This window comes from Roseobacter sinensis (assembly GCF_025755255.1).
In the GTDB taxonomy this organism is placed as follows: Bacteria; Pseudomonadota; Alphaproteobacteria; order Rhodobacterales; family Rhodobacteraceae; genus Roseobacter; species Roseobacter sinensis.
The window spans coordinates 72,218-86,992 of the sequence record NZ_JALIEB010000006.1 but is presented as its reverse complement, the minus strand read 5'-3'; the positions used below and the strand labels follow the sequence as shown (position 1 = coordinate 86,992).

Genomic DNA, 14,775 nt, shown 5'->3' with positions numbered 1-14,775 from the left:
CGCCCTCCGGCACGCCCTCCTGATTCTGTCCTTGCTGCCTCAGCTACCGAGCGACCACCAACCCTTGCGTTTGGGCTTTGCAGGTGCCGGTTCGGGCGCAGGCTCCGGTGTGGCCGTCGCCGGCTCTGCCGCCACAGGCTCCGGTTCGGGCGCAGGTTCTGCGGCTGCGGGTTCGGGCGCGGGCGCCTCGGCAGCTTCGGGGGCCACCTCCTCACCTTTCGGCTTCTTGGCGCGACTGGCGCGCTTGCGCTTGGGTTTTTCCGCCACCTCCTCGGGGGCCTCCGCCGCAGGTTCCGGGGCGGCTTCACTTGTCTTTGCGTCTTCGGTGGTGACCGCTTCCGCCTCTTCCTTGGCCTTCGACTTGCGTGTGCGGCGCTTGGGCTTGGGCTTTTCCGCGTCGGCACTCTCGTCCGGCGCAGCCTCGACCGGCGCTTCTGCCGGTGTCTCGGAGGTATCCGCGCCGTTCTCGACCGGCGCATCCTCGCTTGCGTCCTGCGTCTCGGCGGACTGGCCGTTCTCCGCACCGTTCGACTTGTTCCGGCTGCGCCGACGACGGCGACGGCGGCGCTTGGGCTTGCCGTCCCCCTCCCCGTCGTCCGGTCGTCCCTGGTCCGCCGCTGGCGCCTCTTCGGCGACCGCATCGCTATCGTCGTCGGCGTCCACCTGATCCATGATCGAGGTGTCGACCGAGACCACAGTGTCCGGGGCCGCCGTCACAACGCGCGTGGCCGTCTTGAACTTCTGAAGGTCGAAATCGGGGCTGACCAGCATCGGGTCTCCCTCGATCCGCACCGACATGCCATAGCGCGCTTCGATCTGGGCGATGTGTTCGCGCTTCTGGTTAATGAGAAAGTTCGCGATACCAACCGGAGCGCGCACAAGCACCTCGCGCGAGCGTTTGCGCGTCCCCTCTTCCTCGATCTGCCGCAGGATCGACAACGCCATGCTGTCATCGGAGCGGATAAGCCCGGTGCCGTGGCAGTGCGGACACGGTTGGGTCGACGCTTCAAGCATGCCGGGGCGCAGGCGCTGCCGGGACATTTCCATCAGGCCGAACCCCGAGATCCGGCCCACCTGGATGCGCGCGCGGTCGGTCTTGAGCTTCTCTTTCACGCGCTTCTCGACGGCGGCGTTGTTCTTGCGCTCGTCCATGTCGATGAAGTCGATCACGATCAGACCGGCAAGGTCGCGCAGCCGCAGCTGGCGCGCCACCTCATCGGCGGCTTCCAGGTTGGTCTTGGTCGCGGTCTGCTCGATCGAGCCTTCCTTGGTCGCGCGCCCGGAGTTCACGTCGATCGCCACCAGAGCCTCGGTGACACCGATGACGATATAGCCGCCCGACGGCAGCTGCACCGTCGGGTTGAACATGGCCGCCAGGTAGCTTTCCACCTGATAGCGCGCAAAGAGCGGCAGGCTCTCTGTGTAGAGCTTCACGTTCTTCGCGTGAGACGGCATGATCATCTTCATGAAGTCCTTGGCGATGCGGTAACCGCGTTCGCCTTCCACGAAAACCTCGTCGATCTCGCGGTTGTAGAGGTCGCGGATCGACCGCTTGATCAGGTCGCCCTCCTCATAGATTTTCGTCGGCGCAATGGACTTCAGCGTGAGCTCGCGGATCTGCTCCCAAAGCCGCTGCAGATACTCGTAGTCGCGCTTGATCTCGGCCTTGGTGCGCTTGGCGCCTGCCGTGCGCACGATCAGCCCGGCGCCATCGGGCACCTCGATCTCGTTGGCGATCTCCTTCAGCTTCTTGCGGTCGGCCGCGTTGGTGATCTTGCGGGAAATGCCGCCGCCCCGCGCGGTGTTGGGCATCAGCACGCAATAGCGACCTGCCAGCGACAGATAGGTGGTCAGCGCCGCGCCCTTGTTGCCGCGCTCTTCCTTGACGACCTGCACCAGCAGGATCTGACGGACCTTGATGACCTCCTGGATCTTGTAGCGCCGGGGCCGCGGCTTGCGGACCGGGCGAATGTCTTCCTGGTCGTCGTCATCGGCCACGGATTCGATGCTGTCATCCTTGGCCGACGCGTCGGATTTGCGCGCAGATGGTGCGGCATCGTCATCGTCGCCCGCGTCGTCCTCCGCGTCGACCTCTGCCACCTCGGCGTCATCTTCGGGTTCTTCCACAGGGGTTTCCGCCACCCGCTCCATCGGCGAGGAACCTTCCTCGTCGTCGAGGTCGATGGTCTGCATCCCGTCGATCTGGTCGGTGTCCACATCGGCGGACGCGGTGGCGTCCTCGCTCACCGTCTCCTCGGCTTTCACCTTGGTGCGGCTGCGGCTGCGCGAGCGGCGCTTGGGTTTTTCGTCCTCGTCCTCCTTGGCTCTCTGCGCTTCGGCATAGGCCCGTTCCTCTTCCATCAGAGCCTGACGGTCCGCGACCGGGATCTGATAGTAGTCGGGATGGATCTCCGAGAACGCGAGGAACCCGTGGCGATTGCCGCCGTAGTCAACGAATGCCGCCTGCAGCGACGGTTCGACGCGCGTTACCTTTGCAAGATAGATGTTGCCGGCCAGCTGCCGGCGGTTTTCGGATTCAAAATCGAACTCCTCGACCTTGTTTCCGTCCACCACCACAACGCGGGTCTCCTCCGCGTGGGTGGCATCGATAAGCATTTTCTTAGCCATATTTCCAGTTTGCACAGCCGTGACCGCGCAGACCCTGGCGGGTCGGCGAGGTAAGGGACGTGTCTTGTCAGGGCGATCTTAGACGTGCGCTGCGCCCGGCCCCTCGGGGCCATGGCGGATCTGCTCAGTGCATCGGCGCGCGTCATCGCGGTTCTTCTCCGACACGGGCACGCCAAGGCGGCCTCGTGTCCATTATATACTGCGTGGTTTGGGGCGCTTGCGCCTTGTCCACGTCAGCGGTTCGTTGGCCGTTTCCAGCCCAATCGGTCTACCCCGGCGGTGTAATACGTCCCACACCGCGCCCAGAGCAGCGAATCTCATCCGACGGCAGCATGCACAGATGCAGCGCACCATCGTTCCCTTAGATAATGCGACTGTGTGAGAAAACACAATGGGGAATGTGCGGGGCGAGCCGCAAAACGGCTCTAGCCCCCGGATTCTACGCGATTTTTCGCGACATCAGCGGAAAGTCGCGGCTCTCAGAGGTAATCAGACCGCTGCAAGCCGTACTTCGCCATTTTCTCGTTTAACGTGCGGCGTGGCAGGCATAATTCCTCCATCACCGACGCGATGGACCCACGATGACGGCGCATGGTGTTGTCGATCAGCATCCGCTCGAAGGCTTCCACATACTCCTTGAGCGGCTTGCCTTCCGTCGTCATCACCGGCTGCATGTCTTCGTGATCGTTCATCAGCAGCGACGCGATGGTGCCGGAGCCGCGGCGCGACTGCAGCACCGCGCGTTCCGCCACGTTGATCAGCTGACGTACATTGCCGGGCCAGGGCGCCTGCAGCAGCTGTGCGGCCTCCTGCGCCGAAACCTGCGGCGCGTCACAACCGTATTCGTCCGAGAATTGTTCGCTTAGACGGGTGAAGAGGGTCAGGATGTCTTCGCCGCGCTGGCGCAGCGGCGGCACGGTAATCCGCAGCGCGGCCAACCGGTAAAACAGGTCCGCGCGCAGGGCGTCCTCGCAGGTGCGTCCCGCCTCCTGCAGGTTGGAAATCGCCACGATCCGCGTCTCCGCCGGCGCGCCCTGCTCGTTGATTACGCTCAGGAGCCGCGCCTGCATCGTTTCCGACAAGGCCTCGATGTCTTCCAGCACCAGCGTGCCGCCGCGCGCTTCCTCAATGGCCGGTAACTGCGCGTCTTCCGGGTTCATCGGGCCAAAGAGCCGCTTGCTCAGCGCCTCCTCTTCATAAGCACCACAGCTGATCAAGACGAACTTCTTGCCCGCACGGGAGCCCACGGCATGCAGCGCATGCGCCACCAGCGTCTTGCCGGTGCCGGTCTCGCCGTCGATCAGCACGTGGCCATCGGCCTGGCCGAGATCGAGAATGTCCTCACGCAGCCGCTCCATCACCGGGCTCTGCCCGATCAGCTTTTTCATCAGCTGGCCGCCGTCGCTGAGCTCGCGGCGCAGCGCGCGGTTGTCCATCACCAGACGCCGCGCGCCCGTGGCCTTCTTGGCCAGTTCGTTCATCCGGTCCGGGTTGAACGGCTTTTCGAGGAAGTCGAACGCCCCCACGCGCATCGCTTCCACCGCCATCGGCACATCGCCATGCCCGGTGATCATGATCACCGGCAGGGCGCTGTCGTTGCCCATCAACTTCTTAAGGAACTGCATCCCGTCCATGCCGGGCATCTTGATGTCGGAAATCACGATCCCCGGATAATCGGGACCCAAGACCTTGAGCGCATCCTCGGCGCTGCCAAAAGTCTCGGTGTCGTATCCCGACAAGGCCAACCATTGGCTAATCGACTGCCGCATATCTTGTTCGTCATCAACAATTGCAATTTTCATGGCTTGTGTCATGGCTTACTCCGCCGCTTGTGTACTGTGCTCGTCACCCATAATTGGCAACTGCATCTCAAAGACCGCGCCCCCGGCCTGTCCATTGCGCGCCGTCAGGCGCCCCCCTAAGTCGTTCACGATACCAGATGAAATGGCGAGGCCCAGCCCCACGCCGTCTCCCGGCTGCTTTGTCGTGTAAAATGGCTCGAACAGCTGATCGAGATCCTCGATGCCCGGACCGTTGTCGCGCACCGTCAGCGTGGCCGTTTCGCCTGCGGTCAGCAGGATTTCCACCTTCGGCGCCGCTTCGGATTTGGTGGCGTCAATCGCATTGCGCAAGAGGTTCACCATGACCTGCTCGATCCGCAGACGGTCGCCCATCACCTGCACCGGCTGATCCGGGACAATCCGGTTGATCTGGACATGACGCTGACGCAGCTGTGGCTCCATCATCGACAGGGCAGACGCCAGCGCATCGCCCATATCTACAGGGGAAAACGCCTCTTGCCCCTTGCGTGCATAAGACTTCAATTGCCGCGTGATCCCGCCCATGCGCTCGATCAGGTCGTCGATCCGACCGAAGGACGACAGCGCCTCATCGAGCCGGTTGCGGCGCAGCAAGAGCCGCGCTCCGGCCAGATAGGTTTTCATCGCAGCGAGCGGTTGGTTGAGCTCGTGGCTGACAGCCGCCGACATCTCACCGAGCGCTGCGAGCTTGCTCGATTGCTCCAGCGTCTGCTCGGCCACCGCAAGCGTTTCCTGCACGCGTTTTCGCTCGGCAATTTCCCGCTGGAGCGCTGCATTCAGCGTCCGCAGCTCGGCAGATTCCCGCTGAAACAGCGCCATCCTGAGCGCGGTGCGTCGGCTCAGCGCATAGAAGCTCAGCGCCAGCAGAATCGCGAAGCCCATGATTTCCAGTGCCAAAACGCCGTTCACGCGTTCGCGCACCGAGGCGTAGGTGGTGAAGCTGGCCATGCGCCAGCCCCGGAACGGAATCCGCGTCTCGAGCCGCATCACCGCCTCGCCTTCGAGATAGGAGTCGGTCGGCTGCGCGGTCCAATCCGCAGTTGCCTGGATAGCGCGCTGGATGGCGTTCTGCGGGGTCTGACGCGCCAGCGCCTCTTCCTCGGTGCGCCCGCGCCAGCGTGGCTCGGTGGTCAGAATGATCGTCCCGGTGCTGTCCGTCACGATCACCGCATCCGAGATCCCGGCCCAAGCGCGGCCGAATTTCTGCAGATCGACCTCGACCGCGATGACGCCGAGCACGTCCGACCCCGATTGCACCCGGCGCGAGTAGAAGAAGCCATAGCCCCCCGCCTCCCGCGGGGCGACGGTGAAAATCGTGGCATTGGCGCGGATCGCATCGACGAAATAGGGCTCCGCACGGTGGCTGGAGCCCAGGCGGCTGCGGTCGGTGGCGGCGACGGTGCGCCCATCGATATCCAGCAGCATCAGCGAGGCCGCGCCGATCTCTTCGACGAAAGAGATCAGCCGCCGCGTCGAGGCGGTGTAGTCAGCGGAATTCAGCGCTCCGATCAACTCCGCGTCGCGGGCCAGAAGCTGCGGCACAACGGCGTTCTGGCGCAGCTCCGACAAGAGGTTACCGCTGTAGAGCGCCAGACGAAGCTCGGCCCGGTTGCGCGTGCTTTCTGTGAAGCGATCGGTCAACAGCTTGTTGGTCACCGACACCACAACCACAGCCAGTAGCAGCAGCACCGCCAAGGCAACGCGCACGCGCCAGTTGATGGTGCGGGTCTGTGGATCAGGATCGGCAGAGTTATCCATGGCGCGACAGTACGCGAAAGCGCCTTACGCGCTCAAGTCACGCTTTGACAAGCGCGCCGGCCAATGCGCGGAAGAGCGCCTGCCCGTCGGTGCCGCCATGGACGGGGTCCGCAGCGCGCTCCGGATGCGGCATCATGCCGAGAACCCGGCGGTTTTCCGAGAGGATGCCGGCGATGTCGGCGCGGGCGCCGTTGGGGTTGTCGGTGTAGGTGAATGCGATCCGGTCATCGCCCTGCAGCCGCGCGATGGTCTCGTCGTCCGCGAAGTAGTTGCCATCGTGATGGGCAATCGGAATATCGATCACATCGCCGGCGTTGTAGCCTTCCGTGTAGGCCGATTGTGAGGTTTCTACTTTTAATCCAACGGTTTGGCAGATGTACTTCAACCCCGCATTGCGCAGCAGAGCGCCCGGCAACAACCCGGTCTCCGTCAGCACCTGAAAGCCGTTGCACACGCCCAAGACGTATCCGCCCCGGCCCGCGTGCTCCGCAACCGAGCGGCAGATCGGCGAATTGGCGGCAATCGCCCCGCACCGCAGGTAATCGCCGAAGGAGAAGCCGCCGGGGATGCCAACGATGTCCACACCTGCCGGCAGGCTGCTGTCCTTGTGCCAGACCATGCTGACCTGTGCACCCGCGGCCTTGAAGGCCACGGCCAGATCGCGGTCGCAGTTCGAACCGGGAAAGACAACAACCGCTGCATGCATCAGATCATCTCCACGGAGTAGGATTCGATCACCGTGTTGGCCAGCAGCTTCTCACACATGGCGGTCACATCGGCCTCGGTCGCGCCCGCGTCCAGATCAAGCTCGATGACCTTGCCCTGCCGCACCCCCTTGACGCCATCGAAGCCCAGCGCCCCGAGCGCATGCCGCACCGCTTCGCCCTGCGGGTCCAACACACCGTTTTTCAGCATCACCTGCACGCGCGCTTTCATGTCCTGCCCTTCATTGTTCCCCAAATATAAATGTCCGACGCTCAATTGATGAGCGTCGGCTTGGTGATCGGCGCTGTCGTCTTCGGCATGACGCCGAGCCGCCGCGCCACCTCGGTGTAGGCGTCCTTCAAATCGCCCAGATCGCGCCGGAACACATCCTTGTCCAGCTTCTGCCCGGTCTCGATGTCCCAAAGCCGGCAGCTGTCCGGGCTGATCTCATCCGCCACGATCAGACGCTGGAAGTCGCCGTCAAAGATCCGCCCGACTTCGATCTTGAAGTCCACCAACCGAATGCCGACGGCCAGCATCACGCCAGAGAGGAAATCATTCACCCGCAGCGCGAGGCTGAGAATGTCGTCCATGTCCTGCTGGCTGGCCCAGCCGAAGGCTGCAATATGCTCTTCGGTCACCAGCGGGTCGCCCAGGGAGTCGTCCTTATAGCAATACTCGACGATCGGCCGCGGCAGCTGCGTCCCTTCCTCGATGCCCAGACGCTTCGACATGGTGCCCGCCGCATAGTTGCGTACGATGATCTCGAGCGGGATGATCTCGACGCTGCGCACCAGTTGCTCGCGCATGTTCAGCCGCTTGATGAAATGATTGGGCACGCCAATCTGGCCCAAGCCGGTCATGAAGAATTCGCTGAGGCGGTTGTTCAACACACCCTTGCCCTCGATCACGGCCTTTTTCTCGGCATTGAATGCGGTGGCATCATCCTTGAAATATTGAACAATCGTGCCTGGCTCGGGGCCTTCGTACAGAATTTTCGCTTTGCCTTCGTAGATTTTCTTGCGCCTGGCCATGGGCGTCCTTTCCCCTCGGGCCATGGTGATCACGACCGCGTTGCGCCTCTCTTAGTGGAAGCCCCGCGTTGCTGCAAGCCAGCGCCACTTGCGCAAGCTGCCGCAAGTCCGCATATCTGGTGCAACACGAACCCCTTCTTCAGGAGACGAGCCGATGACCACCTTCGATGATCGCGAAAACGCGTTTGAAAACAAATACGCCCACGATGCGGAGATGCAGTTCAAGGCCGAAGCCCGTCGCAACAAGCTCCTGGGGCTCTGGGCCGCAGATCTTCTTGGCAAGACTGGAGAGGATGCGGCAGAGTACGCCAAGGAGGTCGTGAAAGCCGATTTCGAGGAAGCGGGCGACGAGGATGTCTATCGCAAGGTCTCGGGCGACCTCGGCCACCGCGCCGACGAGCAGACCATTCGTACGAAGATGGTCGAGCTGATGGCCGAAGCCAAGGCGCAGCTGATGAAGGAACACTGAGCCGTCGCAAGGTGGCGATGGCCGAGCCGCCCTACACCTGCGCCAGCGTTGCGCACGCGCTGTTGCGCGCCTCATAACCAAGATGAGTTTTATGGGTTTGCCTTGAGGTGGCGTTCGTGACATCCGCAGGGCGAACTCTCCATCGAGGCGCCCCATGACCAACCCCATGATCGAGCTGCTGTCGGAAAAAGGCACCCTGCTGGCCGACGGCGCAACCGGAACCAATCTCTTCAACATGGGGCTGATGTCGGGTGATGCGCCCGAGCTTTGGAACACCGAAGAGCCGCACAAGATCAAGGCTCTCTACAGTGGCGCGGTCGAGGCGGGCAGCGATCTCTTTCTCACCAACTCCTTCGGCGCAAACGCCGCGCGGCTGAAGCTGCATGACGCCGAGAAGCGCGTGCATGAGCTCGCCCGTGTATCGGCCGAGATCGCCCGCGACGTGGCCGACACCGCCGGGCGCCGGGTGATTGTCGCCGGGTCCGTCGGACCAACGGGCGAGATCATGGAGCCGGTCGGCACGCTCAGGCACAGCCTCGCGGTCGAAATGTTCCACGAGGCCGCCGACGGGCTCAAATCCGGCGGCGCAGACATCGGCTGGCTCGAGACGATCAGCGCCCCGGAGGAATACCGGGCCGCCGCCGAGGGGTTTGCCCTGGCCGGGCTCGACTGGGCCGGCACCATGAGCTTTGACACCGCGGGGCGCACAATGATGGGTCTCACCAGCGCCGATATGGTCAAGATGGTCGGTGATCTGGGCGATCAGGCGCCGCTCGCCTTCGGGGCCAATTGCGGCACGGGCGCATCGGATCTGCTGCGCACGGTTCTGGGGTTTGCCACGCAGAGCCCCGACCGCCCCGTTATCGCGAAGGGCAATGCGGGCATTCCCAAGTATGTCGACGGTCACATCCACTATGACGGCACGCCGGAGTTGATGGCCGATTATGCCGTGATGGCGCGCGCCTGCGGTGCGACCATCATCGGCGGCTGCTGCGGCACCCAGCCCGAGCATCTGCGCCAAATGCGCGAAGCGCTCGACACGCGCACGATGACCGAACCACCATCGCTGGAGGAAATCGCGGACCGACTGGGCGCCTTCTCGTCGCAAAGCGATGGCACCGGCGAAGGCGCCGCCCCCGCTCGGCGCAGCGCGCGCCGCCGCCGCGCCGCAAGCTGACCGCCTCAGCCCCGGGCTGATGCATCGAGCACGGCGCGGCTGACAGTCATCAGGAAATCCCAGTCTTCAAGCGCCTTCGCCTCGGTCTTCTTCTTGTTGTCGATGCTCAGAAAGGCGTGCCCGTGCACGTTGGTCCAGAGAATGTAGGCGGCCCGGCGCGCTGCCTCTGACTCGGGCGCTGTGTCAAGAAACCGCGCGCAGTCCTCGACGACGATGCCGAAACAGTCCTCGCCCTTCTGCTGCAGCACCTCCTGGTCTTCATGGCCTTCGGTCAGCCCGAACATCAGCCGGAAGATGCCCGGCTCGTCTTTTGCGAAGTCGATATAGGCCTGCCCGATTCCCGCGACCGACTCGTAGGTACCCGCCTCGAAGCGATCGCGCCCCTGCGCCATCTGCGCCGCCATCCGGTCCATGGCCTTTGAGACCAGCGCATTCATCAGATCCGTCCGATCCTTGAAATGCTTGTAGGGGGCAGCGGTGCTGACCCCGGCCCGCCGGGCCGCCTCGGCCACGGAAAACCCTTCAGGACCATGGGTTTCCACGAGCTCGCGCACAACGTCGAGAAGCTGCTCTCGCAGATCTCCGTGGTGATAGGTCGTGCGCCGGTCCGGCAGCGTGTCTTGCGCGTCTGACAAAAAAAGCTCCTTTTCGCTTGATAAAGTTAGAGCCTATAACATATGTAAGTGACACTTACTTCGCAAGTGAGGCTCCACATGACCGCTACGGCAACTCCGCAAAAACCGCTCTGGCGTCGCATCCTACGACAAGGTGCAACCTTAGTCTTCACCCTTTTGGCCATAGCCGCTGCGATCGGTCTGATGATCTTCGGGCAGAGCGTGCTGGCGGAGCGCGCAGCCGACGTGGACGCCCCGCAGGCCACAACGCCCCTGAGAGTGACGGCTGACCGTCTGACGGTCGAAGACGGATATGCCGTGGCCCGCAAGTTCCCCGGACAGATCCAGGCGGCCCAACGCACCACCATGGCCTTCGAGCAAGGCGGGACGGTCGCCTCCCTCGCCGTGGACGAAGGCGATACGGTCGAGGCCGGGGCCCTTGTCGCGCGCCTCGACACCCGGTTGATCGAAGCGGAACGGACGCGCCTTCTGGCCGCGCGCCGCGCGCTCGAAGCCCAGACCGAGCTCGCACGGCGCACCACCGACCGCCAGACCGAACTGCGCGAACGCGGTTTCGCCTCCAATCAGGCGGTGGATGACGTGGCCCTGCGGCTGGCGGAGCTCGAAGCGCGGATCGCCGAGATCGACGCGAGCCTGGTCTCTGTGGCTATTCAGCTCGAAAAATCGGAGCTGCGCGCGCCCTTCGACGCAACCATCTCGACCCGGGCGGTCGATACCGGGGCCACGGTCGGTGCAGGACAGGCGATCCTGTCGCTGGTCGAGACGGGCGGGCAGCAGTTCCGCGTCGGGCTCGCACCGGACATCGTCAGCACCCTGTCGCAAACCGACAGCTATGAAGCCGTCTTTGCCGGGCGGCACTATCCGCTCACCCTGCATTCGGTGCTGCCAGAGCTGGACGGCGCAACCCGGACACGCACCGTCCTGCTCGACTTCGCGGGCGATGATCTGCCACCCTTGCGCGAAACCGGCACGCTGGTGCTGCGCCAGTCGGTCTCCGAGCGCGGCGCCTGGGTTCCGCTGTCGGCGTTGCAGGACGCCCCGCGCGGTTTGTGGCAGCTGATGACCCTGGCTGAGGACGCCGAGCGCCTCACGGTCGGCATCGAAGCGGTCGAAGTGCTGTTTTCGGACGGTGCGCGGGCCTATGTGCGCGGCACCTTCGCGGACGGGGCGCGGTTCATCCCCGACGGGCCGCACCGCGTCGTCGCCGGTCAGGCGGTTCAGCTGACCGGTGAGGCCGGCTGATGGAAACTCTCACCTTCCGGGAGCCGCGTCTTGTCGCGCTGGCGCTGCTCGTCATCATCGCGGCCGGTCTTTCGGCCCTGCTCGCCATCGGGCGGCAGGAGGATCCGACGATCACCAACCTCTTCGCGACCATCACCACGCCCTACCCCGGCGCCGATCCGGCGCGTGTCGAGACGCTGGTCACCGCCGAGATCGAAGACGAGCTGCGCGAAATCCCTGAAGTCGACGAGATCAACTCGACCTCCGCCACAGGCATTTCCATCGTGCGGGTGGATCTGCTCGAGACCCTGCCGGACGACCGGATCGAGCAGGTCTGGTCGGAGATCCGAGACGCTCTGGGCGATGCGGAGGCCAATTTCCCACAAGGCGCGCTGACGCCCGAGTTCTCCTCCGACGGGGCCGGCACCTTCGGCGCGATCATAGCGCTGTCCGCCGATCACGCCGGGGTGCCGCTGTCGATCATGGGCCGCTATGCGGAGACACTGGCGGACAGCTTGCGCAGCACCGCCGGCACCAAACAGGTCGAAACCTTCGGCGCACCCGAGGAAGAGGTGCTGGTCACGCTCGACCCGGTGAAAACCGCCGCTCTCGGCCTGACGGCCGACGACGTCTCCGCCGCGGTTGCCCGCGCCGACAGCAAGGGCCAGGCGGGCCGGTTGCGCAGCCTCGAGAATGAACTGATCCTCGATATCGCCGGAGACATCACCGCGCTGGAGCGGGTGCGCGAGATGATCGTGCGCGAGGGGCCCGATGGCCAGGTGACCCATGTCGCCGACATCGCCGAGATCAGCCGCGGGCCGCGCTTGCCGCTGGCCGAGCAGGCGATCCACAACGGCGCCCCAGCAGTGCTGGTGGCCGCCAAGCTGGAAGACGGGCTTCAGGTCGACGTCTGGATGGACCGGGTGATCGCGGCGCTTGATGCGTTTGCGGCCACCGTCCCCGACAGCATCACCGCCGAGCTGGTCTTCGACCAAAGCCGCTATACGGCGGAGCGGCTCGCCGAGGTCGGCGGGAACATGGCAATTGGCGTGAGCCTGGTCGTGGGCGTTCTGCTGATCACCATGGGCGTGCGCGCGGCCCTGATCGTCGCGCTGATCCTGCCGATTGTGTCGCTCGCGACGCTCGCGACCATGAACATCATCGGGCTTGCCATCCACCAGATGTCCGTCACCGGGCTGATCGTGGCCCTGGGCCTTCTGGTCGATGCGGGCATCGTGATGACCGACGAAGTCGGCCAGCGGATCGCGCGCGGGCAGGCGCGGGTCACCGCGGTGCGGGGTGCCGTGCGCCGGCTGCTTGCCCCGCTCTTTGCCTCGACGGTCACCACCGCCCTCTCCTTCACACCGATGATCCTGTTGCCCGGCCCGGCCGGTGATTTCGTGGGGTCCATCGCCATCGCCGTGGTCACCATGCTGCTGTGGTCCTTCGTCGTTGCGGTGACGCTGACCCCGGCCATCGCTGGCTGGACAATGCCTGCCGCGGACAAGACCGGCCCGATGTCCTCGGGTCTCAAGCTTCCGGCTGTTTCGGCCGCCTTCGCCGCAAGCCTGCGGTGGGCGGTGCAGAACCCGATCCGATCGGTCGCCTTTGCACTGGTGCTGCCGGTGCTGGGCTTCCTGTCGATGCCGTTGCTGACAGCGCAGTTTTTCCCCGGCGTGGACCGCGACCAGTTCCACATCGAAGTCGACCTGCGCCCGGGTGCCGCCATCGGCCAGACCAGCGCGGTGGTGGAACGGCTCGACACGCTTCTGCGGGAGGCGCCCGAGACGCGGCAGGTCTCCTGGGTCTTGGGGAAATCCGCGCCAGCCTTCTACTACAATATGGCCGGCGGCCGCGACGACGCCGCTCGCTTCGCGGAAGCTCTGGTGACGACCACGTCTCCGGAGGCCACGGAGACCCTGATTGCCCGGCTGGAGCGCGAAATCGACGCCGTCGCCCCGGAAGCGCAGGTGCTGGTGCGGGGTCTCGTACAGGGCCCCCCCGTCGACGCGCCTGTCGAGTTGCGCATCGTCGGCCCCGATCTCGCTACCCTGCGCGAGGTTGGCGCAGAGGTCCGGCGGATCGTGGCGGATGTGGACATGGTGACGCTGGCGCGCGGGACAGTCACCACCGGCGCGCCGGAGGTGCGGATCGACGTCGATGAAGCCAAGGCCCGCCAGCTTGGGCTGGAACTGGCCACCGTCTCGCGCCAGCTCGAAGCGGGCCTTGAAGGTGTCGCGGGCGGCTCGCTGCTGGAAGGGCCGGAGGAGCTGCCGGTGCGGGTGCGCTTCGGCGATGCCACGCGAAGTGACCTCACCGCAATCGCCGATCTGATCCTGCTGCCGCCGACCGCTGCGGCGCTCTCGGCGGAGGGGCGCTTCCCTGGCATCCCGCTGTCCGCCATCGCAAATCTGACGCTGGTGCCGAGCGAGCCGATCATCACCCGGCGCAACGCGGAGCGGGTCAATACGATACAGGCGTTCATCCTGCGCGACGTGCTGCCCGAAGAGGCGCTGGTCGACGTGCAGGCGGCCCTCGATGCAGAGGGCTTCGCGCTGCCCGCGGGCTACCGGCTGGAGATCGGCGGCGACAGCGACGCGCGCGCCGAGACCATGGGCAACCTGCTTGCCTCGCTCGGGCTGATCGTGACGCTGTCGATCGCGGCCATCGTGATGACCTTCAACTCCTTCCGGCTGTCAGCCATCGCCCTGGTGGTCAGCGTGCTCTCTGCCGGTCTCAGCATCCTCGCCCTGGCCATCTTCCAGTATCCCTTCGGGATCAACGCGATCATCGGGGTCATCGGCTCCATCGGTGTGTCGATCAACGCCGCAATCATCATCATGACGGGCCTGCGTGACGACGCGAAGGCCCGCACGGGCGACGCTGACGCCATGGTCGGTGTGCTGATGGGCTCCAGCCGCCACATCATCAGCACCACGATCACCACCTTCGGAGGCTTCCTGCCCCTCATCCTCGCCGGGGGTGGCTTCTGGCCGCCCTTCGCGATGTCGGTGGCCGGCGGCGTGCTGCTCTCGACGGTGGTGTCCTTCTATTTCACGCCGCCGATGTTCGCGCTTCTCTACGCCCGGCGCACGCGGAAGGACCCTGCCCGACCACAGGCGGAACCCGTCCTCAACCTCGTGCGGGCCGCCGAGTAACTCACGCTTAACCTCTACATCTTTATGAAAAGTTTTCGGACGCGGCGACGTCGCAACCGCTTGTGCGGGCCGCATCCGGCGCGATAAATTCGCGGCGGATGGTCGCACGCCGTTATCCGCGTGTCGCTATTTGGACAGTGCGTTTTATGCAATCTGTCAGAACCGAGAAG

Annotated in this window: 11 protein-coding genes; 4 read left to right on the top strand and 7 right to left on the bottom strand. The window is 64.7% G+C overall.

The genetic code is table 11. The annotated features are described in order from the left end of the window. Window positions 1–39 precede the first annotated feature (39 nt). The 6 genes from MUB52_RS11180 to purC all read right to left on the bottom strand — a co-directional run bounded on the left by MUB52_RS11180 (window position 40) and on the right by purC (window position 7,945). On the bottom strand, window positions 40–2,628 hold the full coding sequence (locus MUB52_RS11180) for an Rne/Rng family ribonuclease (RefSeq protein WP_263844306.1): 2,589 nt from the start codon (window positions 2,626–2,628) through the stop codon (window positions 40–42). A 479-nt stretch (window positions 2,629–3,107) separates the two neighbouring features. Then, window positions 3,108–4,442 carry a sigma-54-dependent transcriptional regulator gene (locus MUB52_RS11175; RefSeq protein WP_263844305.1) on the bottom strand — a complete coding sequence of 445 codons (1,335 nt, stop codon included), beginning with the start codon at window positions 4,440–4,442 and terminating at the stop codon, window positions 3,108–3,110. A 3-nt stretch (window positions 4,443–4,445) separates the two neighbouring features. Then, a complete protein-coding gene (locus MUB52_RS11170) occupies window positions 4,446–6,206 on the bottom strand; it encodes a sensor histidine kinase (protein ID WP_263844304.1) in 1,761 nt (586 codons plus the stop codon). Between the two features lie 37 nt (window positions 6,207–6,243). After that, on the bottom strand, window positions 6,244–6,912 hold the full coding sequence (purQ, locus tag MUB52_RS11165) for a phosphoribosylformylglycinamidine synthase subunit PurQ (RefSeq protein ID WP_263844303.1): 669 nt from the start codon (window positions 6,910–6,912) through the stop codon (window positions 6,244–6,246). Further along, window positions 6,912–7,142: a phosphoribosylformylglycinamidine synthase subunit PurS gene (purS, locus tag MUB52_RS11160; protein ID WP_263844302.1), complete on the bottom strand. Its 231-nt coding sequence runs from the start codon at window positions 7,140–7,142 to the stop codon at window positions 6,912–6,914. The genes purQ and purS overlap by 1 nt, the downstream gene beginning before the upstream one ends. A gap of 41 nt (window positions 7,143–7,183) precedes the next feature. Next, on the bottom strand, window positions 7,184–7,945 hold the full coding sequence (purC, locus tag MUB52_RS11155; protein WP_263844301.1) for a phosphoribosylaminoimidazolesuccinocarboxamide synthase: 762 nt from the start codon (window positions 7,943–7,945) through the stop codon (window positions 7,184–7,186). Between the two features lie 154 nt (window positions 7,946–8,099). Here purC and MUB52_RS11150 point away from each other — a divergent pair, with 154 nt between their 5' ends. Both MUB52_RS11150 and bmt read left to right on the top strand, forming a co-directional pair. Further along, window positions 8,100–8,414, top strand: coding sequence for a DUF1476 domain-containing protein (locus tag MUB52_RS11150; RefSeq protein WP_263844300.1), 315 nt, complete (start codon window positions 8,100–8,102; stop codon window positions 8,412–8,414). A gap of 154 nt (window positions 8,415–8,568) precedes the next feature. After that, window positions 8,569–9,591, top strand: a complete 1,023-nt coding sequence (bmt, locus tag MUB52_RS11145) for a betaine--homocysteine S-methyltransferase (RefSeq protein WP_263844299.1) — start codon at window positions 8,569–8,571, stop codon at window positions 9,589–9,591. Between the two features lie 5 nt (window positions 9,592–9,596). On the opposite strand, the gene MUB52_RS11140 is transcribed toward bmt, so the two are convergent. Continuing rightward, window positions 9,597–10,226 carry a TetR/AcrR family transcriptional regulator gene (locus tag MUB52_RS11140; RefSeq protein WP_263844298.1) on the bottom strand — a complete coding sequence of 210 codons (630 nt, stop codon included), beginning with the start codon at window positions 10,224–10,226 and terminating at the stop codon, window positions 9,597–9,599. Between the two features lie 78 nt (window positions 10,227–10,304). Here MUB52_RS11140 and MUB52_RS11135 point away from each other — a divergent pair, with 78 nt between their 5' ends. Both MUB52_RS11135 and MUB52_RS11130 read left to right on the top strand, forming a co-directional pair. Then, window positions 10,305–11,468 (top strand): efflux RND transporter periplasmic adaptor subunit, encoded by a 1,164-nt coding sequence (locus tag MUB52_RS11135; protein WP_263844297.1) that lies wholly within the window; start codon window positions 10,305–10,307, stop codon window positions 11,466–11,468. Next, window positions 11,468–14,605 (top strand): efflux RND transporter permease subunit, encoded by a 3,138-nt coding sequence (locus MUB52_RS11130; protein WP_263844296.1) that lies wholly within the window; start codon window positions 11,468–11,470, stop codon window positions 14,603–14,605. Before MUB52_RS11135 ends, MUB52_RS11130 begins: the two co-directional genes overlap by 1 nt. The last annotated feature ends 170 nt before the right edge of the window (window positions 14,606–14,775 follow it).